This is a genomic window from Oricola thermophila, from assembly GCF_013358405.1.
In the GTDB taxonomy this organism is placed as follows: domain Bacteria; phylum Pseudomonadota; class Alphaproteobacteria; order Rhizobiales; family Rhizobiaceae; genus Oricola; species Oricola thermophila.
In genome coordinates this window covers 1,618,409-1,637,594 of the sequence record NZ_CP054836.1, presented here as the reverse complement: position 1 = coordinate 1,637,594, position 19,186 = coordinate 1,618,409, and the positions used below count along the sequence as shown (strand labels likewise).

Genomic DNA, 19,186 nt, shown 5'->3' with positions numbered 1-19,186 from the left:
GGACTGGCATCACTATGCCGCCCCTTTGCGCCGTGTACCAGTGCCGGCTTTGGCCTTTCCCCGTCAGTTGGCTGCTGCCGGTTTCGAGGATTGCTTTCGCAACGGCTGCCACGCCGGATCGCCTTGACAAATCGCTTCGCCCGTGCGCTTTTCCGCGCGATTTCCCGCAGCACTGAAATTGCGGCGCGAACACCGCGCCCGGCAGACAAAGGCGATTACCAATGCACCGTTACCGCAGCCACACATGCGGCGCTCTCCGCAAATCGGACGCAGGATCTACCGTCCGTCTTTCCGGATGGGTCCATCGCGTTCGCGATCATGGCGGCGTTCTCTTCATCGACCTGCGCGACCATTTCGGCATCACCCAGATTGTCGCCGACCCGGATTCCGACTGCTTTTCCACGGCCGAGAAGGTGCGTGGCGAGTGGGTGGTCCGTATCGACGGCGAGGTCAAGCCGCGTTCCGAGGAGACGGTCAATCCGAATCTGCCGACCGGCGAGATCGAGGTGTTCGCACGCGAGATGGAAGTGCTTTCGGAGGCGCGAGAACTGCCGCTTCCGGTCTTCGGCGAGCCGGACTATCCGGAGGACATCCGGCTGAAATACAGGTTCCTCGACCTGCGCCGCGAGACGTTGCACAACAACATCATGACCCGTTCCGAGGTGATCTCGTCGATGCGCCGGCGCATGGCGTCGGCCGGGTTCACCGAGTTCCAGACGCCGATCCTGACGGCGTCGTCGCCGGAGGGCGCGCGCGACTTTCTCGTGCCGTCGCGCATTCATCCCGGCAATTTCTACGCCCTGCCGCAGGCGCCGCAGCAGTACAAGCAGTTGCTGATGGTCTCCGGTTTCGACCGCTACTTCCAGATCGCGCCCTGCTTCCGCGACGAGGACCCGCGCGCCGACCGCCTTCCGGGCGAGTTCTACCAGCTCGACCTCGAGATGAGCTTCGTCGAGCAGGATGACATCCTGAACACGATGGAGCCGGTCGTTCGCGGCGTGTTCGAGGAATTTGCCAAGGGCAAGCCGGTGACGGAGGAGTTCCCGCGCATTCCCTATGACGAGGCCATCCTGAAATACGGTACCGACAAGCCTGACCTGCGCAACCCGATCATCATGCAGGACGTGTCGGAACATTTCCGCGGTTCCGGCTTCAAGGTCTTCGCCAACATTCTCGCCAACGATCCGCGCGGAGCGGTCTGGGCGGTTCCTGCGCCGACAGGCGGCAGCCGCGCATTCTGCGACCGCATGAATTCCTGGGCGCAGGGGCAGGGCCAGCCGGGCCTCGGCTACATCTTCTGGCGCGAGGAGAACGGAAAGGTCGAGGGCGCCGGTCCGATCGCCAAGAACATCGGCGAGGAACGCACCGAGGCTATCCGGGTGCAGCTTGGCCTCAAGCCGGGCGACGCCTGCTTCTTCGCTGCCGGGGACCCGAAGAAGTTCGCTTCCTTCGCCGGCGACGCGCGCACGCGCGTCGGCGAGGAACTCGACCTGGTCGACCGCGATCGTTTCGAACTTGCCTGGATCGTCGACTTCCCGTTCTACGAGTGGGACGAGGAAGAAAAGAAGATCGACTTCGGCCACAACCCCTTCACCATGCCGCGCGGCGGCCTCGGGGCGCTGGAGAACGAGGATCCGCTCAACATCAAGGCATGGCAATATGATCTGGTCTGCAACGGCTACGAGATCGCTTCGGGTGGCATCCGCAATCACCTGCCGGAGGTCATGGTAAAGGCGTTCGGCATCGTCGGTCTCGATGCCAATACGGTCGAGGAGCGTTTCGGCGGTCTCTACCGCGCGTTCCACTACGGTGCGCCGCCGCATGGCGGCATGGCGGCCGGCATCGACCGCATCGTCATGCTGCTGGTCGGGGCGCGGAACCTGCGAGAGGTCACGCTGTTCCCGATGAACCAGCAGGCCGCCGACCTGTTGATGGGAGCGCCGGCACCGGCATCGCCGGCGCAGCTGCGCGAATTGCACCTGCGCACCGTGGCGCCGGAAAAGGACAAGGACTGACGGCATGGAAGGCGGTTCGCGATGACGGTCCGCCTTCTCGTCACCGGCTTCGAGCCGTTCCCCGGCGCGCCGGTCAACCCGACCGAGCGCCTGGTCCGTCACTTCGAGAACGAGCCGCCGCTGGCGGACGAGGATGTCGCCTGCCGCTTCGCGGTTCTGCCGGTCGATTACGGGCAGGCGATTCCGGCCCTGGAAAGAGTATCGGCAGTCTTCCGGCCGCACGTCGCCGTGCATTTCGGCCTGGCACGCGAGGCCAGGGGCTTCAGGCTCGAGAGAAGGGCGCGCACCGGGATTGGCGCGGACATCCCCGACAATGCAGGCAACCGGCCGGGCCGGTGCGAAATACGTGCCGGGCGCGGGCATGTGCCATCCGGCCTGCCGCTGAATGCCATGGAGGCCGCCCTGCGCGATGCCGGCCACGCGGTCGAATGGTCGGACGATGCGGGCGGCTATCTCTGCAACTATGTATTCTTCCACTCCGCCGCGGGGCTTTGCCGGGGGCTGGAGACCGCGAGAAGCGGATTTGTCCACGTCGGGCCTGTGGCGATGCCGGGAAAGCCCGACGGAGCGGGGCTACCCGGTTTCGGCGAACTCGTTCGTGGCGCCGAGATCGTGCTGCGGGCCAGCATTTCCGGACTATGAATCGAAAGGCCCGGCGGTCGTCCCGCCGGGCCTTTCGCGCAGATGCGAGATGAAGGCCTAGTCGTTCGCCGACACGTTGAGGCCCAGCACGTTGATCAGGGACTGTGGCGTGCTCATCGCCGATCCCATGATCTGCGCCACCGGAACCGGTGCGGGCGGGGCGGCGACAATGCTCAGCGAGCCGGGCTCGTCGAGGAAGGATCCGATCGCGGCCGTTACCTTGGCCGCGAATTCCGGGTTCTGGAGCTGCGCAAGTGCGAAGGGCAGGGTGCCCTTGGCCATGGCGACGACGCCCTCGCGATTCGTGCCCTGTTTCTTGGCGGCGAAATCGAGCAGGCGGTTGGTCGCGGAATCGTCGATGATCTCGATGCTGATACGGCCGATCTCCAGCTGCTGCATCAGGCCGAGCATCGCGAAGCCCATGGCTTCCTCGCTCTGGCCTTCCATGCTCTTCTGCATTTCCTGGATCGCGGTGAGGAGCTGGGGCGTGTAGCCGCCGATCTCGAATTCGACGTTCAGCTGGGCGGCGTCGTCGAGGACGAAATTCTGCTGCAGCGCCATGTCGCCGTTGTTCGTGTCCCACGTGCCTGTGCCCGTCATGCGGCCGCTGAGTTCGGTGTAGCCGATCTCCGCCAGGGTATTGCGAAACTCGGGCGACGGGAACTCGGCGAAGTCGATGAAGAAGTCCTTTACCTCCCCCGTCATGTCCAGCGTCGCGCCCGGCTTGTAGGGGCTCATGCTCGACGTGATGCCGGCTAGCCTGAACACGGTGTTGCCGTTGGTCGCCACTTCCACGGCGCCGACTTCCATGGACCGGTAGAGGCCCAGCGCGGCAACCGGGTCGGTCCCGTCCGCGCCTCCGAGATAGTAGCCCTCGACATGGCCGCCCTCGAAACCGACCGACCAGCCGTCATGTGCCTGCGTGAAACCGGGCACGGCGATGCGGCCGATCAGGTAGGAGCCGTTGCCGATCTCGGTCACGTCCTCGAGCAGGATCCGGTCCAGCCGGATGCCATCGTCGCCTTCCGGCACCGTGATTTCCAGGTTGCGGAGCGCCACGTCGTCACCGCGCGTTTCCACCGAATCGGACGACAGCTCGAGCCCCTGTCTCTTCATCTGTGCGGCCAGCGCGTCGAAGACGGCATCGCCGTCGACGTCGGCAAGGGCTTGCGGCGTCAGTGCCAGGAGCAGCACGGCCGCGGTCGTCGACATGAATGTGGTGTGACTTGAGGGCATGGATTAGCCTTTCTGGAGGATCATATCGGGCGCGTTTCTAGGTCATCCCTATGGACCGCAGTGTGACAAAGTACACATTGTCATGGCAAGCCTGCGGCAGCGCTTCCGCGACTCATGACTGTCAAAGGGTTATCATCGCGCATTTGCATTTGAAGTGGACCGGTGCGGCGGTCCGGGTTACTCCGGCTGCGGAACGATCCGTACAGACGGCAGGGGAGCATGCGGTGACATCGTTGTTCGTTACGGGATGCGGTCGCGGCATCGGCCTGGAACTCGTCCGCCAGGCCATGGACCTCGGCTGGGACGTCGCCGGTTCGGTGCGCGACCCGGAGGTCGCCGTGAGCCTTGAACGGCGGTTTCCGGAGCGCTTCAGGGTGTTTGTCTTCGATGTCACCGACCAGCAGGCACTTCGGGATGCAGCCGCGGCCTATGGGGGTTCGCTCGACATCCTGGTCAACAATGCGGGTGTCATCGGGCCCGGGCGCCAGTCGACCCTCGACATGGATTTCGACGGCTTTGCCGAGACCCTGGCGGTCAATACGCTCGCGCCACTGCGTGTCGTTCAGGCATTCCTCCCGAATTTGCGCCTTTCGGGCAGCCCGCGCATCCTGACGATCTCGTCGATCATGGGGCGCATGTCCTATGCGAAATCGGATCGCATCGCCTACCGGGCATCGAAGGCCGCGGTAAACAAGGTCATGCAGGGCCTTGCCACCGATCTGCTGGCAGACGGGATTGCGGTGCGGCTGCTTCACCCGGGCTGGGTGCGCACCGACATGGGCGGACCGGGCGCCGATATCACGCCACAGGAAAGCGCGGCAGGAATCCTGGAGATAGCGCGCACTACTACGATCGCCGATACCGGCACCTTCGTGAACTGGGACGGCACCACTGTGCCTTGGTAGGAAACGGGAGAACTGTGGCGATGAAGCGGCCCGAAATCGTTCCATCAAGGAAGCTTGCCGCGACCGTGGACGGGCTGTTCATGGCCGGGGGCGCGGATTTCGTCACGTCGCCTGTCAGCGAGTTGCCGCTGACCTTAGAGGGAATTCCCGGCGATATTCATCGGGGCGTGACCCGCAGGTCCGGCGGGCGGGAGCCCTGGTATCCGCGCGGTACCGAGATCCGCAACGAACGCCAGGTCACGGTGCTCTCGCGCGACGATCTTGCGCAAACCGCTGCCGAAATGGGGATCGACAGGATCGAGCCGGAATGGATCGGTGGCAATGTCACGCTCTCGGGCATCCCGATGCTATCCATGTTGCCTGCCTCCACGCTTCTGTTCTTCGAGGGCGGCGCGACGCTGAAGATCGACTTTCAGAACGGCCCCTGCAAGATTTCCGGCGCATCGGTCGCCCGCCATGTCGGGCGTCCGGACGATGCCGGACTGGCGCTCGCCTTCGTGCAGGCGGCCAGGCGTCGGCGCGGGCTTGTCGCCTGGGTGGAAAAGCCGGGTACGATCGTGATGGGCGAGGGGGTGAGGGTGCAACTGCCGGAGCAGTGGATTTACCCGGTCTGATCTTCGACCGGGTCCGGCAGCTTCCCATCGGTTTCCGATTCGTCGAGCAGGCGCGTGGCCTGCCAGCGCTGCAGCACTGCGTTTATGTCGTCCAGAACGAAATGGCGTGCCGAGTCGCGGTCATAGCCCTCGTCGAGCAGTCGATCGTAATCCGTGTGGACGTGGCGGACATGCGCGACCAGCGACAGCCACACGGCCACGGAGGCGGGAAGGGAGCGCAGGTGACGCTGTCCCGCCAGTTGCTTGACCTCCTCCGCCTCATTGAACGGGATCATCGGCACGAGACGCCTCAGCGCCTTCGTCGTTTCAGTCTGTCGCTTCGTCGCCATGTTGCCCCGCCGCGAGGCCGCTTGCACTCACCTCCGGAATGATATAAACATATCTTTATATCTTTTCGGAGAAAGCATGAGCACGTCCGGTTTCCATCTCGACACGATCGTCGATGTCCTCAAGACAATAGCCGAACCGACGCGGCTGCGCATCCTGAAGCTGCTGTCGGAGGGAGATCTCACCGTATCGGAATTGACGGGCATTCTTGGCCAGTCGCAGCCGCGCGTGTCGCGTCACCTGAAGCTGATGCTGGACGCGCGGCTCATCAAGCGCCAGCAGGAAGGTTCCTGGGCCCTATTCCGGCTGAGCCGGGATGCGGCCAGCGACGCGCTGGTCCAGGAGCTTCTCGGGCGCATCTCGTCATCCGACGAGACCATCGCCCGCGATGCCGAGCGTCTCGCCGAGGTCAAGGCGAAGCGGCGCGAAGTCGCCTCCGCCTACTTCACGAAGAACGCTGCGAGCTGGGACGAGATTCGCTCGCTTCACGTTGCCGACAAGCTGGTCGAGGAGGCATTGCTGGCCCTGGTCGGCGACAAGCCGGTGCGATACATGCTCGACCTCGGCACCGGAACCGGCCGGATCCTTGAGTTGTTCTCGGGTCTCTACCAGTACGGAATCGGCATCGACTCCAACCGCGACATGCTCAATGTCGCCCGCGCCAATCTGGACGCGGCGGGCGTGCGCAATGCGGAGGTGCGTCTTGGCGATGTCTACAACCTGCCTATCGTGCGCAACGGCTTTGACCTTGTGACCATCCACCAGGTGCTCCACTTCCTCGATGATCCGGCTGCCGTGATCAGGGAAGCCGCGCGCGCGCTGCGCCCCGGCGGACGCCTCGTGATTGTCGATTTCGCGCCGCACGATCTCGATTTTCTGCGCGAGGAGCACGCACACCAGCGCATGGGCTTCTCCGACAACGATATCGCGGGCTGGTTCGAGGCCGCGGAGCTGGAAACGGGCCCTTCCAAAGCGCTTGCCGCCGGCAAGGTCGAGCCCAACCGGCTCACGGTGAAGATCTGGATCGCGACCGACCCGCGCATGGAAATCGCCGAAGACGAGGATTCAACGCAGTCGCCCCTGGAGTATGTTGCATGAGAAATTACGTCAGGTCGGTCACCGGCAATCGCGGCAGCGGGCAGGAAATCCGCGTGTCCTTCGAGTTCTTTCCGCCGAAGACACCGCATATGGAGGCGACGCTTTCCGAGACCATAAGGCGGCTCAACCCGCTCGGGCCGGATTTCGTGTCCGTCACCTATGGTGCCGGCGGCTCGACGCGCGATACCACAAGGAAGACGCTGGAAATGGTGCTGGCGACCGGAAATACGCCGGCGGCCGCGCATATCACCTGCGTGGATGCGACGCGCGAGGAGGTCGATGCAGTCGTCCGCGAGTTTGCTGCCCTTGGCATTCGCCGCTTCGTTGCGCTGCGCGGCGATCCGGCCGGCGGTGTCGGTACGCGTTACCAGCCGCATCCCAACGGCTACCAGAACGCCGCCCATCTCGTCGCCGGGCTGAAGGCCTTCGGCGATTTCGACATTTCGGTGGCTGCATATCCCGAGCGTCATCCGGAAAGCCCGGATTTCGCGACCGACATCGACATGCTCAAGCGCAAGGTCGACAATGGTGCCACGCGGGCCATTACCCAGTTCTTCTTTGATAACGACATATATGAGCGTTACGTGGAGCGCGTGCGTCGTGCCGGCATCTATATCCCGATCGTGCCGGGCATAGCGCCGATCCACAACTTCTCCGCCCTGCGCAATTTTGCCTCCAAGTGCGGGGCGACCGTGCCGGATTGGCTGGCGGACCGCTTCGAGGGGCTGGAGAACGACCCGCAAACCCATGCCCTGGTGGCATCCGCAGTCGCCGCCGAGCAGGTTTTCGACCTGGTGGACCGTGGCGTGAGCGATTTCCACTTCTACACCATGAACCGTCCGGATCTCGTTTTCGCCATATGCCGCCTCATCGGCATACGTGCCGACAAGCCGGTGTCGGAGTTGAATGCGGCCTGACTGCAAGCCTCTGATTTGCATTGAAAAACCCGGGCTCGCCAAGCGGCCCGGGTTTCGAATTTTCAGGGGGCGGCGAATGCGCCGCTAGGGATCCCGGTCAGGGCAGGACTCCAAATACCAGGGCGCCAAGAAATACGAACGCGGCGCACACCATCATGACGTTGATAGAACGTGTGAGTCCCATGGCAAGCCTCCTTGCTTCGGCACTTAGAATCTAAGCGACTGGGACGAAGGTACAAGAACATTCCATGCTGCAACGCGAAATCCGTTGAATCGTTTTCGCAGGGATTTGCGCCAAATCCCCATTGCAGCGACATTTTTTCGTGCTGCCGATCTGTGAGGAATATTTTTCCAGTCCCGCGATTTTCGCCATGCTTCCCGCGCAATCCGTCGCAAGTCAGTTGCCGAGAAGGTTCTCCAGCCATCCGGCGGCCGACAGGGTCTGCTTGTCACGACCGAACCGGCCGATCACTTGCACGCCGAGGGGCATGCCGGCCGCATCCGCGAGGCCGGGCACGTTCACGCAGGGATTGCCGGTCAGCGTCCACAGCTTGTTGAACAGCGCCGAGCCGGTCGTGCCGAGATCGCGCGGCGCGGCCCCCGGTGCGGAGGGGGCCAGCAGCACGTCGATATCGTTGAACAGCTCTGTCGCGGCCTTGCGCGCCCGCCGCGCGATGCGCCTTGCGTCGTCATACTCTGCCGGGAGTATCCCGCGCCCTTCCTCCAGCGTATCGCGCAGGATCGGGCTGAGGCTGTCGGCATGGAAGGCGAGTTCATGGCCCATTGAAATCGCCGCCTCGTAATTCTGGATGATGGCGTGGATGTCCCGCGCGCGGGACAGTTCCTCCGGTTCGGCGATCTCGATCACTGTCGCGCCGGCCTTTGCCGCGGCGTTCGCGGCCTTCTCCACGGCGCCGAGCATGTCGTCGGAAGCCTCGCCGTCGATCGCCGCCCGGTAGAGGCCGATCCGGCGTGGCGCGTCGGCTTCGTCCACCGCCAAGTCGCGGCCCGTCAGCCGCGCGGCGAACAGCGCGACATCCCTCGCGGACGCGGCGAACAGGCCCGTCGTGTCGAGCGTCCAGGCAAAGGTCTTCATCCCGCCCGTGGGCATGAGCCGGAAGCTGGGCTTGTATCCGGCGACGCCGCAGAACGATGCCGGGCGGACGACGGAGCCGCCTGTCTGCGTACCGATCGCAGCCGGGATCATGCCTGCCGCAACAGCCGCCGCCGATCCGGAAGAAGAGCCGCCCGGCGTGTGCGCGGGGTCGTGCGGATTGACCGTGTCCGTCGGATTGAGGAAGGCGAATTCCGTGGTTTTCGTCTTGCCGATGACATGGGCGCCGCGCGCCCGGGCCATCGCGACGACCGGGGCGTCCGCGCGCGGCCGGAAGCCGGCGTAAATCGGGGAGCCGTATTCGGTCGGCATGTCGTAGGTGTCGAATATGTCCTTCACGCCGACCGCGATGCCGGCTAGCGGTCCGGCCACGGGTACCTGCGCGTTGCCGGGCGCCAGCGCGGCGAAGGCCTTCAGCGTGCCGTCGTGTTCGGCAATTTCGGCCCGACAACGGGCGACGGCGGCCTCGGCGCTGTCGTGCCCTGCGGCGATATCCTCGAGCAGTTTTGTTACGGACAGCACGGCATTCCTCCCTTTGCGCACGGTTGCGTTCTCTGCTCTAACCACACATGACGGCCGAGCGGAAGAAACGGGAGTTCATTTCATGGACCGCTATGCGACGGCGCGCGACGCCGCCCTGAAAATGCGGCCGGATGTTTCGGTCTATTGCTTTCGTCCCCATGTGCTGCGCGAGGATGCCCGCCGTTTCAAGGAATTGTTCCCGGGCAAGACGGCCTATGCGGTCAAGACCAACGGCGAGCCTATGGTAATCCGGGCTTTGGTCGAGGCCGGCATCGATACCTTCGACGTGGCATCTCCGGCCGAGTTTGCCACCGTGCGCGACGTTTCGCCGGACGCGGAGCTGCTCTACATGCACCCGGTCAAGGCGCAATCCGATATCCGTCTCGCGCTGGAGCGCTTCGCCATCCGCACGCTCGTGGTGGATCACGAGGACGAGATCGCCAAGATCCTGCGCGTCGCGCGGGCGCTCGATATCGATCACACGACAATCACGGTTTTCGTGCGCATCGCCACAAAGGGGCATGCGGCCTACGAACTCTCGAAGAAATTCGGCGCCGCGCCTGCTCACGCCGTCGAGCTGCTTCAGCGTCTGCACAACATCGGTTTCGGGACCGGGCTGTGTTTCCATGTCGGAAGTCAGGTCGAGGATCCGGAAACTTACGAGAAGGCGCTCGCCTCGGCTGACTGGGTGCGCAACAGGGCGGGCGTCCCGCTCGCGGGACTCGATGTCGGCGGCGGTTTCCCCGCTGCCTATGGCCACGATCCGCGGAGTCGCGCGCCGCAGCCTCCTTCACTGGAAGAAATCATGGAAAGGCTTCGCGCCGGCCTCGACGAATGGGAATTCGGCGATCTGCCGCTGGTGGCCGAGCCGGGCCGGGTTATCGTCGCGCGCGCCTTTTCGTTGATCGTGCGCGTGCTCCTGCGAAAGGGAAAGCGCCTCTACATCAATGACGGAATCTGGGCCTCGTTGTCGGACTCCTGGACCGGGAAGATCACGCTGCCGGCGCGCTTCATTCCGGATCCCAACATTCGCCGCCGCAATGGCGACCCGGAGAATATTGTGCCCTTCAAGGTCTGCGGCGCGACATGCGATTCCGTCGACATCCTGACGCGTCCGTTCTACCTGCCGGAGACCGTGGATACGGGCGACTGGATCGAGATCGGTCATATCGGCGCATACTCGATGGCGCTGCGCACCCGCTTCAACGGCTTTTATCCCGACACTTTCGTGGAGGTGGCGGAACCCTTCGATTCGGGCGAGGCGCCGGAAAGCTTCGCCAGCCTCGAAACCATGGCGGACTGAGCATGGCGGCGGGGAAGGGCGTTTCGATTGCCGTCCTGCTGGTGGCGGAGTGCTTTGCCCTTTCGCTCTGGTTCGTCTCGGCGGCCATCCTGCCCGGCATGACGGCGGAAGTGGCCATATCCCCGTTTCGCCAGGCTGCGTTGTCGAGCGGGGTCCAGCTCGGTTTCGTGGTTGGCGCGCTGGTTTCGGCCGTCATGGGGATACCCGACCGGTTCGACCCGCGTCGGGTGCTCGGCATCTCGGCGGTCGCTGCGGGACTTGTCAATCTTGTCCTTCTGGTCGCCGTTCCGGGCGGCGCTGCGGCCATCGTTGCGCGCTTTCTGACGGGGGCGCTTCTAGCGGGTGTCTATCCGGTCGGCATGAAGATAGCGGTCGGGTGGGGCCGGCGCGACCGCGGCTTTCTCGTCGGGACGCTGCTCGGTGCGCTCATTCTCGGCAACGCCTTGCCGCATCTGTTCTCGCTGGCCGGAGACGGCGACTGGCGAATGACGGTGGTTGTCGCGTCCGGCGCGGCCGTGCTGGGCGGGCTGGCCGCCCAGTTCTCGTCGCTCGGTCCGTACCACGCGCGGGCGCTTCGTTTCGATCCGCGCGATATCGTCACCGCTTGGACCGATCGCAGGATTCGGCTCGCCTTCGCGGGCTATTTCGGCCACATGTGGGAACTCTACGCCATGTGGGCTTGGATCGCGGTGGCGACCGCGGTTTCCTATCGCGCGTCGCTTCCGGAAGGCGAGGCCATGCAACTGGCCTCGATCACGGCGTTCTGCGCGATAGCGGCCGGCGCGGTCATGAGCGTGATCGGCGGACGGAAGGCGGACAGCATCGGCAAGGCCGATGTCGCCCTGTGGGCCATGGTCGTCAGCGGGGCCTGCGCCGTCCTGGCGGCATTGACCTTCGGCGGCCCGGCATGGATCACGTTCCTCGTGGTTCTCGCTTGGGGCGCGTCCGTCAGCCCAGATTCCGCGCAGTTCTCGGCGCTTGTCGCGGACAATGCCCCGCCCGAGCGGGCAGGCAGCCTGATGACGCTGCAGACCGCGCTCGGCTTCGCGCTGACCTTCTTCACCGTGCAGGTGACGCCGGTGCTGGCCGAATGGTGGGGCTGGCCCGCGGTCATGGTTCTGATGGCGCTGGGCCCGGTCTTCGGGATCGTGGCCATGGCGCGGCTCCGCGCGCTCGGTCCCCGCGAGCCCGGCGCTTCAATCTGACCCATTGAATTGCCGTTTTACCGGCGTAGACTCCCGGTTCCGCGACACAGGGTGCATTGTCATGCCGAAACTCGTCCGCTTCGTTTTGGTCAACAGCTTCACCGGTATCGCCATCGGCTGGCTGATCGCCGCGGCCGCCGTGCATTTCAATGTTGCCAACCTTGGCGAATTGCTTGACCACACGCAGCATAAGGTCGCTGCCATTGTCATGCTGGCGCTGACTTTCGGCATTACATTCGGATTTGCCTATCTCGCCACGGCGGTCATGTTGATGCCGACGAGCAAGGATGATTTCGACAAACTTTGAGTCTTGTTTGCCGTTTCTTGCGGGACGATGAAAAAGAATTGACTTGGAGCCGGTTTGTCATCCTAAAATGTTGCTGTTTACGTAACGTCGCGAGATCAAGCCGTCATGGAATACAAACCGGGCGACGCCTCCGGGGGTGTCGGACAAAGCGACAAGCTTGAGATCATAGACCGCATCTACCAGGTGGCCATCGAGCCGGAGCGCTACGAGGATCTCCTCGACATTTGGGAAGAGCGTCTTGGTCCGTCGCGCGGGGTTGGTAGCGCGCAGGAGGGCAGCCTGCGGCTGCTCATGCGCGATGTCGAGCTGGAAAGCCACATGGCGCGTGCTGCCTCGGTCCTCGAGCAACTGGATCGCCATTCTCCGGACCGGGTACTGGAGGGTCTCGTCGGCTCTTTCGATCTGACCGCGGCTTTCACGATTTCGGCGTCGGGCAGGCTGTCCGCGCTTAACGCCGCCGCCGCCGCCGTGTTCGGGGTTCTGCCGCAACAGCCGCTTTCCAATCTGCCCATGGCGCCGGAGGATATCGAGCACCTGAAGCGTGAAGTGGGGCGGATACTGGATCCGCGGGCGAGCGGAAGCTCCTTCGCGCGGTTTCGCCTGACGACGACGGGGCGCCCGATCGTGATGCGCATGTCGCCGGTCGAGCACGAGGTCGGCGGCGAGGCGCATGTGCTGGCCGTTACCAACGAACTGGCATGGCCGGACGGCCTGTCGGCGACGGTGCGCGAGGCCTTCGGCCTCACCGAGGCGGAGGTCGAGGTTCTGCGTGCGCTGGTCGAGGGCGCGGGCATGACGGAGATCGCGGAGATGCGCGGCCGGTCCCGCGAGACCGTGAAAAGTCAGATCAAGGCGATCCTCTCCAAGACGGAGACGCACACCCAGGTCGAACTCATTCGTGTCACGCTGGGCTTGATGGATGTCGTTTCTGTGACCGAGCGCAATGCGTCGCTCAAGACAGTCAGCGGCCCCACCCGGCTGAAGGAGCGGCCGTTCCGAACGCTCCGCCGTCCCGGCGGACGCCGTGCCGACCATATCGTCATAGGCGACGATGAGGGGCGCCCGGTACTCTACTTCCCGCTGGACTACGGCCTGATCCGTTGGCCGGCCTCCGCGGAGGTGTCTGCCGAACGGCGTGGTCTCAAGGTGATCGTGCCGATCAGGCCTGGCTACGGCCATACATCCCCGGCGCGCAGCCGCGAGGAACTCGTGGATACGATCGTGTCCGATACCGTCGCCGTGCTTGACCACTATGGCGTGGAGCGTTGCCCGGTGATCGCACTGTCGGCGGATTCCTTCTTTGTCTTTCATCTTGCCCATGCGCATCCCGGACGGGTTTCGGCAATCATCAACTGCAGTACGGGACTGCCGCTGTTCAACAGGACGCAGTATCAGCGGATGCACAAGTGGCATCGCTTCATACTCGCCAATGCCCGCTACGCGCCGGCAATGCTGCCCTTCATGGTCAAGGCGGGCTTTTCGCTTGCCCGCCGCATCGGCAAGCGCGGCTTCGTGCACGCCGTCTACGGCGAGTCGCCGGCCGATGTTCGGACCTTCGAAAATCCGGAGGTCATGGAAGCCATGGTCCTCGGCTCCGAGGTCTGCCTGTCGGACTGGCATTCCGCCCACGAGGCCTTTGCCAGCGAGGCGATCTTGCAGCAGCGCGACTGGCGCCCCGTGGTCGATGCCTGCAACGTTCCCGTCCATATCTGGCAAGGCCATCAGGATCCGCAGATGCCGATGGGCACCGTCCGCGAGATGCAGGCTGAGTTTCCACGTTTCGTTTTCCACGAGGACCCGGATGCCGGCCAGCTGATATTCTTCAAGGACTGGCCGCAGATACTCGATCAGGTGGAATCCTTCCTGGACTGATCACGCACATTTCATAATCCATCCCCCGGTGGGGGGATGACGGGTCGCAATCCCTTCTGTCATAACTTTACGTGGACGCTGGTCGTACCGGCGCTCGGTCCTCCTTCCGATACGACCGGCAGCGGCGGCACGGACGGAATTAATCCGGCAACTGCCCCGCTGGATCCCGTGAATTGCGTCTCGTTTCGCGTAGCGGATCGATACGCCACCGAAAGTGCCGCCCAGGGCCGGTCTTCGCGCCGGAGGGGAGGGTACTTTGCCGAGGCGCGGCTTAAATGCCCCAACCGCGCCTCGGCAACCTCATAGTGCGTCGAGCAGCTTGGCGGTCGGCCAGGCGTCGGCCGGAAGTCCCAGCCGCCTTTGTTCCTTGCGCACCGCATCGCGGGTGCCGGAACCGAGAATGCCGTCGATCTTCCCGACGTCGTATCCTTTCGCGGCGAGCTTCTTCTGCAGCGATTTCATCTGCGCCTGGTTCAGGCCGGGTTCCGGGTTGCCGGTGTCGAAACGCGGCGCGCCGCCCAGCCGGGTGGCGAAATAGGCCGCCGTCGTCACGTAGGTGAGGGACTGGTTCCACTCGAGGAAGACGCGGAAGTTCGGGTACGCGATGAATGCCGGGCCCTTGCGGCCCATGGGCAGGAGCAGGTGGGTTTCGGCGCTCGCCGGCAGCGGTCCGTTGCGCCCCTTCACGCCGCGCGCCTGCCATTCCGCGACCGGCAGCGCCGCGTGCAGCCCCGCATCGTACCATTCCATCTCGGCCGGAACGCTCACCTCCACCAGCCACGGTTCGTTCGCGCGCCAGCCCAGCGATTTCAGGAAGTTTGCCGCCGTCATGATCGCGTCCGGAGCCGAGGTCTTCAGGCGAATTTGGCCATCTCCGTCTCCGTCGCGCCCCTTGGTGAGATAGTCCTCCGGCAGCACCTGCACCTGGCCGATTTCGCCGGCCCATGCGCCGGTGATGTCGCGCGGCACCACGCCCAGGTCGATCAGCTTGGCCAGTGCGATCAGCTGCGGCCGGAACAGTTCCGGCCTGCGGCAGTCATGCGCGAGCGTCGCGATCGAGTTCAGCGTGTTGAAATCGCCTTGGTAGCCGCCGAAATCGGTTTCCAGCCCCCAGAAGGCGGCGATCACCTCCGGCGCAACGCCGTACTCGGTCCTCGCCCTTTCGAACGTGGAGGCGTACTGCTTCAGCTTGGCGCGGCCCACGTCCATGCGATTTTGCGAGATCAGCTTGCCGGCGAAGGTCACGAAATCGAGCGTGAAGACGCCCTGCGCGCGATCGCGCTTGATGACCGCGGGGTTGACCTGCGCCGACCCCAGGGCGCGCAATCCGGCATCGCCAACGCCGGCCGCCCGTGCCTCCTCGATCACGCCCTTTTTCCAGGCGGCGAAATCGCCGCCGCACGGCGTTTGCGCCTGGGCGGGCAGGGCTGTGGCGAGAAGGGCCGCTGCGGCCATGGCTGTGCGGACACGATTGTTCATAGTCGTGAAACTCCTGCGATGCGGATGTTGTCTCGGGTCAGATGCGGTTCTCGGCAACCCATTGTTGCCAGTCGGCCTTGGAACCGGCGAACACGTTGATATCGGTGTTGCCGGAGACACCGGGCACGATGCCGGTGCCGGTATATTGCCAGAATGCCCAGTCGCGCCCCGGATAGGCGACGCGCGGATGCGCTTTCACCGTGCGCAGCCAGAAGGTCTCGTTCCGGAAATGACCGGCGATGTTCTCTTTGTAGAAATCCGGTGTCGTGTAGATCACCGGTCGCTTGCCGTAGTGTCGTTCCAACGCGTCGAGGAATATCTTCATCTCGGCGCGCACCTTGGCCGGGGATGGACGGTGCTTGCAGGTCGGCGACATGTGGTTCCATTCCATGTCGAGAACCGGCGGCAGGGCGCCCCGTTCCTTCGGCACGTTGCGGATGAACCAGCGGGCCTGTTCGATGGCCGGGCGGCAGAAATAGTAGAAATGGTAGGCACCGCGCGGAATGCCCGCTTCCCTGGTCTCGCGCCAGAAGGCCTTGAAGCGGTCGTCGACGCGGTCTCCGCCCTCCGTCGCCTTGATGAAGGCGAATGACACGCCGGAACGCCTGGCCGCTTTCCAGTCGACCGTGCCCTGGTATTTGGAAACGTCGATGCCGTGGACGGCGTAGCGGTGCGGTGCACCGCCCTCGAAGGCATCCACCGGGTCGTTGTCCGCGAAGCGCGGCGCGGCCAGCGGCAGCACCGATTCCGTGAAGTCGTACGAAACCTGCGAGCAGCCCGTGACGGCGAGCGTGGCAAGCAGACCAGCAATGCGAACTATGCGCCTTGACACCGATTCATCCCCCGACCGCCCCGGCCCCTATTAGCGCAAAAGGGCCTTAACGTCACTTTACCAAAGGCGGCCAATTGTGTCGCCACGATGGCCCGGCTGTCGTTATCTGCCTGTAAGTCCCTGATATGGTTGACGCGAGGCTTGCCGTCGCGTGTAACACCCGGAGCCTGAAACGGGACGGGGAGATCTGGTCATGCGCATTCTGAAGGCGTTGCTGCTGCTGGTATTGGTCGTCGTGGCCGGATTGGCCGGCTGGTTGTACCTCGCGCCGCCGGAGCTGATTCGGGTGGCGTCCGGTTACTCGGCCAAGATGGTCTGTTCCAATGTCTTCCTCGCCGGACGCGATCCGCAGGAGGTGCTGGCGGTCGATGTCCAGGCACCGGGCCATCCCCTGTTGCGCCTTGTGCGCGTATCGGTGGATCGCGAAAGCGGCATCGTTCGTGCCGGGCTGTTCGGCCTGTTCGGGGAAGGCTTGGCGCTTTACCGCGAGGGGCAGGGATGTGCGTCCGTTCCCGATGGCGATCTTGCTGCCGCGCGCGCCGTTCCCGCCCTGCCTCCGCGCACGGCTCTCGCACCGGGCGAGGGGGCATGGCCCGACGGCGAGACGGTCGAGCCGGCGGCGAGCGCGGCGCTCGATGCCGTTCTCGACGATCCGGCGCTGACGGGCCCCGGTATGCGCGCGGTGGTCGTGGTGAAGGACGGGCGCATCGTCGCCGAGCGCTACGGCGACGGCTTCGATGCCGGGACGCCGCTTCTCGGCTGGTCGATGACCAAGACGGTCACTTCCGCGATCATCGGAACCCTGGTTCGCGACGGCCGGATGTCGCTCGAAGATCGCGCCCTGTTCGACAGTTGGGCAGATGGCCGCGCCGGGATTGCGCTGTCCGATCTGCTCGGCATGGCCAGCGACCTCCTCTGGAACGAGGAATACGGCTCCGTATCTGACGTCACCCGCATGCTCTATCTCGAGCCCGACATGGCCGGCTTCGCCGCCTCCATGCCTCTGGACGAGGCCAATTCCGGCGGCATCGGCGAGGTATTCGAGTATTCCTCCGGAACGACCGTCCTGCTGTCGCGCATCTGGCAGGACGCTTTTGACGATCCCGCCGAGGCGCTGGCCTGGCCGTACAAGGTGCTGTTCGATCCGCTCGGCATGCGCTCGGCCGTTTTGGAGACGGACGCGCGCGGCACCTTCGCCGGCTCCTCCTATCTCTACGCGACGGCGCGCGACTGGGCGCGCTTCGGCCAGTTCCTGCTCCAGCGCGGCGTCTGGCAGGGCCGCTCGCTGCTTCCGGTCGGCTATGTCGACTGGATGGTCGAGCCGCATCCCGCCTCGGGCGGCGAATACGGAAAGGGCCATGTCTGGCGCAGGGCGCCGAATGCCAGGCTTCCGGGGCCGAATGCCGAGCTGCCGGAGGATGCCTTCTTCCTTTCCGGTCATGACGGCCAGTCGGTCTCGGTCGTGCCGTCGGAAAACCTCGTCGTCGTCCGCCTCGGCCTTACGCCGACCGATCGCGGCTACAAGGTGGGCTGGCTGATGAAGGCGGTGATCGCGGCACTCACTGGCTGACAAGAGAACCGCTCTGGGTGTCACCTGACAGGCGGAAGCCCGTATGTGGAGGCGGCAAGCCATGTTCGCGTATGGCAACGTCGATTGCCGAAAGAACCGCATCCCTGCAATCCACGTCCTCGGCGAAGCTGGGAACCCAGAACCTGACAGCGTAGCGAATGCCATCGGCATCATATGATACGACTTTCACGTCGGGTGCCGGTGTGGAGAGGATTATCGATGGCGTTGCCGCGGCCTCGGTCAGGACGGATTTGGCTAATGCGACCGGCACGTCATGGCTGAGCAGGATCTGGACATTGCTTCGGTATTGGCGGCGTGGAGCACTGTAGTTGGTGAGACGCTGGCGAGCGATCTGGCTGTTCGGAAGGATCGTGTAGGTGTCGTCACGTGTGAACAACCGGGTCGTGCGCCAGCCGATCTCGACAATCCGGCCACGGGTTGTGCTGTCGATTTCGACCCAGTCGCCGATGCGATATGGGGCTTCCAGTCCGAGAGCGATACCGGACAGCACGTCTGCAAGGGCATTGCGAATGGCAAATCCGAGGACGGCCAGAACCAGCCCGGAACCGGCGAGCGCACCGCTCATCGATTGCCCGAAAACCAGGATGATTGTAGCGATCGCCGCGGCGATAAACAGCGTTGCCGAGACAAGTTCCTGAAGAAGCTTCGGTACGCGGCGCCGGGCCGAGCCGACATGCTCGAGGGCGATGCCCGTCAGGCGGCCGCCAAGCCAGGCCGCGGAAAAGTAGCTTGCTGCGCCAGAAAGGATGCGGATGGCCTTGGGATCGATCTCCGGTTGTACGACTTGCAGGATCTGCGGGTGCAGGACATGGGCGGCAATGCTGACCATCACCGTCACTGTCGGCCAGACGATGCGCCGGATGGCGTTGTTGTTGCTCATGGCGTTTCCTTTCGAGGCGTCACTTTCGGCGAACGCCCATGCAGCCTCACCGCTTCGCGCGAGCGGGAACGGTATTCGTCGGTGAGCCTGCTGCTGCCGAACGAGTGGACTGGCCTGAAACACCACGGGCACCGGATGGCTGCCCTTGGCACGTTGCGATTGCAATGGTCGCAAAAGAAGGACTTGTAATGAGGTGACACGGTTCCAACTCCCACGCGCGTTTGGATGCGCAACGAAATGACTGTTCGATTTTGTGGGGGTACCCGGAACGGGGTGGTGACAGTGCCTAGCGGACCGCAGCGAACCCGTTCCGGGTAAAGACATGCG

The 19,186-nt window shown here is 64.3% G+C and carries 17 protein-coding genes; 11 read left to right on the top strand and 6 right to left on the bottom strand.

Features of this window, described 5'->3' with window-relative positions; genetic code table 11:
* Positions 1 to 221: 221 nt before the first annotated feature.
* Both aspS and HTY61_RS07935 read left to right on the top strand, forming a co-directional pair.
* Positions 222 to 2,015: an aspartate--tRNA ligase gene (gene aspS / locus HTY61_RS07940; protein WP_175276282.1), complete on the top strand. Its 1,794-nt coding sequence runs from the start codon at positions 222 to 224 to the stop codon at positions 2,013 to 2,015.
* Between the two features lie 21 nt (positions 2,016 to 2,036).
* Positions 2,037 to 2,657, top strand: coding sequence for a pyroglutamyl-peptidase I (locus HTY61_RS07935; protein ID WP_175276281.1), 621 nt, complete (start codon positions 2,037 to 2,039; stop codon positions 2,655 to 2,657).
* A 57-nt stretch (positions 2,658 to 2,714) separates the two neighbouring features.
* Here HTY61_RS07935 and HTY61_RS07930 read toward each other — a convergent pair whose 3' ends face one another.
* Positions 2,715 to 3,869: a hypothetical protein gene (locus tag HTY61_RS07930; RefSeq protein WP_210268627.1), complete on the bottom strand. Its 1,155-nt coding sequence runs from the start codon at positions 3,867 to 3,869 to the stop codon at positions 2,715 to 2,717.
* A 248-nt stretch (positions 3,870 to 4,117) separates the two neighbouring features.
* Between HTY61_RS07930 and HTY61_RS07925 the strand changes: the two genes are divergently transcribed.
* Positions 4,118 to 4,798 carry an SDR family oxidoreductase gene (locus HTY61_RS07925; RefSeq protein WP_175276279.1) on the top strand — a complete coding sequence of 227 codons (681 nt, stop codon included), beginning with the start codon at positions 4,118 to 4,120 and terminating at the stop codon, positions 4,796 to 4,798.
* A gap of 20 nt (positions 4,799 to 4,818) precedes the next feature.
* Positions 4,819 to 5,412, top strand: coding sequence for an MOSC domain-containing protein (locus HTY61_RS07920; protein WP_175276278.1), 594 nt, complete (start codon positions 4,819 to 4,821; stop codon positions 5,410 to 5,412).
* On the opposite strand, the gene HTY61_RS07915 is transcribed toward HTY61_RS07920, so the two are convergent.
* The gene (locus tag HTY61_RS07915) at positions 5,400 to 5,741 is read right to left on the bottom strand and encodes a DUF2293 domain-containing protein (RefSeq protein WP_175276277.1); all 342 of its coding nucleotides are present in this window, start codon (positions 5,739 to 5,741) and stop codon (positions 5,400 to 5,402) included. The two genes, HTY61_RS07920 and HTY61_RS07915, sit on opposite strands and share 13 nt — an antisense overlap.
* A gap of 76 nt (positions 5,742 to 5,817) precedes the next feature.
* On the opposite strand from HTY61_RS07915, the gene HTY61_RS07910 reads away from it, so the two are divergent.
* Both HTY61_RS07910 and metF read left to right on the top strand, forming a co-directional pair.
* A complete protein-coding gene (locus HTY61_RS07910) occupies positions 5,818 to 6,837 on the top strand; it encodes an ArsR/SmtB family transcription factor (RefSeq protein WP_175276276.1) in 1,020 nt (339 codons plus the stop codon).
* Positions 6,834 to 7,754 carry a methylenetetrahydrofolate reductase [NAD(P)H] gene (gene metF / locus HTY61_RS07905; RefSeq protein ID WP_175276275.1) on the top strand — a complete coding sequence of 307 codons (921 nt, stop codon included), beginning with the start codon at positions 6,834 to 6,836 and terminating at the stop codon, positions 7,752 to 7,754. The genes HTY61_RS07910 and metF overlap by 4 nt, the downstream gene beginning before the upstream one ends.
* Before the next feature lie 397 nt (positions 7,755 to 8,151).
* On the opposite strand, the gene HTY61_RS07900 is transcribed toward metF, so the two are convergent.
* The gene (locus tag HTY61_RS07900) at positions 8,152 to 9,390 is read right to left on the bottom strand and encodes an amidase (protein WP_175276274.1); all 1,239 of its coding nucleotides are present in this window, start codon (positions 9,388 to 9,390) and stop codon (positions 8,152 to 8,154) included.
* 82 nt (positions 9,391 to 9,472) lie between these two features.
* Here HTY61_RS07900 and HTY61_RS07895 point away from each other — a divergent pair, with 82 nt between their 5' ends.
* The 4 genes from HTY61_RS07895 to HTY61_RS07880 all read left to right on the top strand — a co-directional run bounded on the left by HTY61_RS07895 (position 9,473) and on the right by HTY61_RS07880 (position 14,077).
* Positions 9,473 to 10,693 (top strand): alanine racemase, encoded by a 1,221-nt coding sequence (locus HTY61_RS07895; protein ID WP_175276273.1) that lies wholly within the window; start codon positions 9,473 to 9,475, stop codon positions 10,691 to 10,693.
* 2 nt (positions 10,694 to 10,695) lie between these two features.
* Entirely contained in the window at positions 10,696 to 11,898 is a 1,203-nt protein-coding gene (locus tag HTY61_RS07890; RefSeq protein WP_175276272.1) for an MFS transporter, read from the top strand.
* Positions 11,899 to 11,959: 61 nt separating this feature from the next.
* Positions 11,960 to 12,205: a hypothetical protein gene (locus HTY61_RS07885; RefSeq protein ID WP_175276271.1), complete on the top strand. Its 246-nt coding sequence runs from the start codon at positions 11,960 to 11,962 to the stop codon at positions 12,203 to 12,205.
* Positions 12,206 to 12,310: 105 nt separating this feature from the next.
* Positions 12,311 to 14,077, top strand: coding sequence for a bifunctional helix-turn-helix transcriptional regulator/alpha/beta hydrolase (locus HTY61_RS07880; RefSeq protein WP_175276270.1), 1,767 nt, complete (start codon positions 12,311 to 12,313; stop codon positions 14,075 to 14,077).
* A gap of 300 nt (positions 14,078 to 14,377) precedes the next feature.
* On the opposite strand, the gene HTY61_RS07875 is transcribed toward HTY61_RS07880, so the two are convergent.
* Positions 14,378 to 15,556: a lytic murein transglycosylase gene (locus tag HTY61_RS07875; RefSeq protein WP_175276269.1), complete on the bottom strand. Its 1,179-nt coding sequence runs from the start codon at positions 15,554 to 15,556 to the stop codon at positions 14,378 to 14,380.
* A gap of 37 nt (positions 15,557 to 15,593) precedes the next feature.
* A complete protein-coding gene (locus tag HTY61_RS07870; RefSeq protein WP_428978285.1) occupies positions 15,594 to 16,388 on the bottom strand; it encodes a glycoside hydrolase family 25 protein in 795 nt (264 codons plus the stop codon).
* A gap of 193 nt (positions 16,389 to 16,581) precedes the next feature.
* Here HTY61_RS07870 and HTY61_RS07865 point away from each other — a divergent pair, with 193 nt between their 5' ends.
* Positions 16,582 to 17,958, top strand: coding sequence for a serine hydrolase domain-containing protein (locus HTY61_RS07865; protein ID WP_175276268.1), 1,377 nt, complete (start codon positions 16,582 to 16,584; stop codon positions 17,956 to 17,958).
* Here the strand turns inward: HTY61_RS07865 and HTY61_RS07860 are convergent.
* Positions 17,948 to 18,859 carry a mechanosensitive ion channel family protein gene (locus HTY61_RS07860; RefSeq protein WP_175276267.1) on the bottom strand — a complete coding sequence of 304 codons (912 nt, stop codon included), beginning with the start codon at positions 18,857 to 18,859 and terminating at the stop codon, positions 17,948 to 17,950. The two genes, HTY61_RS07865 and HTY61_RS07860, sit on opposite strands and share 11 nt — an antisense overlap.
* Positions 18,860 to 19,186 lie beyond the last annotated feature (327 nt).

What these genes read in the sequence shown, in the direction of transcription:
- aspS (WP_175276282.1), top strand. Translation starts at nt 222, where the DNA reads ATGCACCGTTACCGCAGCCACACATGCGGCGCTCTCCGCAAATCGGAC.
- HTY61_RS07935 (WP_175276281.1), top strand. Translation starts at nt 2,037, where the DNA reads ATGACGGTCCGCCTTCTCGTCACCGGCTTCGAGCCGTTCCCCGGCGCG.
- HTY61_RS07930 (WP_210268627.1), bottom strand. Translation starts at nt 3,869, where the DNA reads ATGTCGACGACCGCGGCCGTGCTGCTCCTGGCACTGACGCCGCAAGCC.
- HTY61_RS07920 (WP_175276278.1), top strand. Translation starts at nt 4,819, where the DNA reads ATGAAGCGGCCCGAAATCGTTCCATCAAGGAAGCTTGCCGCGACCGTG.
- HTY61_RS07915 (WP_175276277.1), bottom strand. Translation starts at nt 5,741, where the DNA reads ATGGCGACGAAGCGACAGACTGAAACGACGAAGGCGCTGAGGCGTCTC.
- HTY61_RS07910 (WP_175276276.1), top strand. Translation starts at nt 5,818, where the DNA reads ATGAGCACGTCCGGTTTCCATCTCGACACGATCGTCGATGTCCTCAAG.
- metF (WP_175276275.1), top strand. Translation starts at nt 6,834, where the DNA reads ATGAGAAATTACGTCAGGTCGGTCACCGGCAATCGCGGCAGCGGGCAG.
- HTY61_RS07895 (WP_175276273.1), top strand. Translation starts at nt 9,473, where the DNA reads ATGGACCGCTATGCGACGGCGCGCGACGCCGCCCTGAAAATGCGGCCG.
- HTY61_RS07890 (WP_175276272.1), top strand. Translation starts at nt 10,696, where the DNA reads ATGGCGGCGGGGAAGGGCGTTTCGATTGCCGTCCTGCTGGTGGCGGAG.
- HTY61_RS07885 (WP_175276271.1), top strand. Translation starts at nt 11,960, where the DNA reads ATGCCGAAACTCGTCCGCTTCGTTTTGGTCAACAGCTTCACCGGTATC.
- HTY61_RS07880 (WP_175276270.1), top strand. Translation starts at nt 12,311, where the DNA reads ATGGAATACAAACCGGGCGACGCCTCCGGGGGTGTCGGACAAAGCGAC.
- HTY61_RS07875 (WP_175276269.1), bottom strand. Translation starts at nt 15,556, where the DNA reads ATGAACAATCGTGTCCGCACAGCCATGGCCGCAGCGGCCCTTCTCGCC.
- HTY61_RS07865 (WP_175276268.1), top strand. Translation starts at nt 16,582, where the DNA reads ATGCGCATTCTGAAGGCGTTGCTGCTGCTGGTATTGGTCGTCGTGGCC.
- HTY61_RS07860 (WP_175276267.1), bottom strand. Translation starts at nt 18,859, where the DNA reads ATGAGCAACAACAACGCCATCCGGCGCATCGTCTGGCCGACAGTGACG.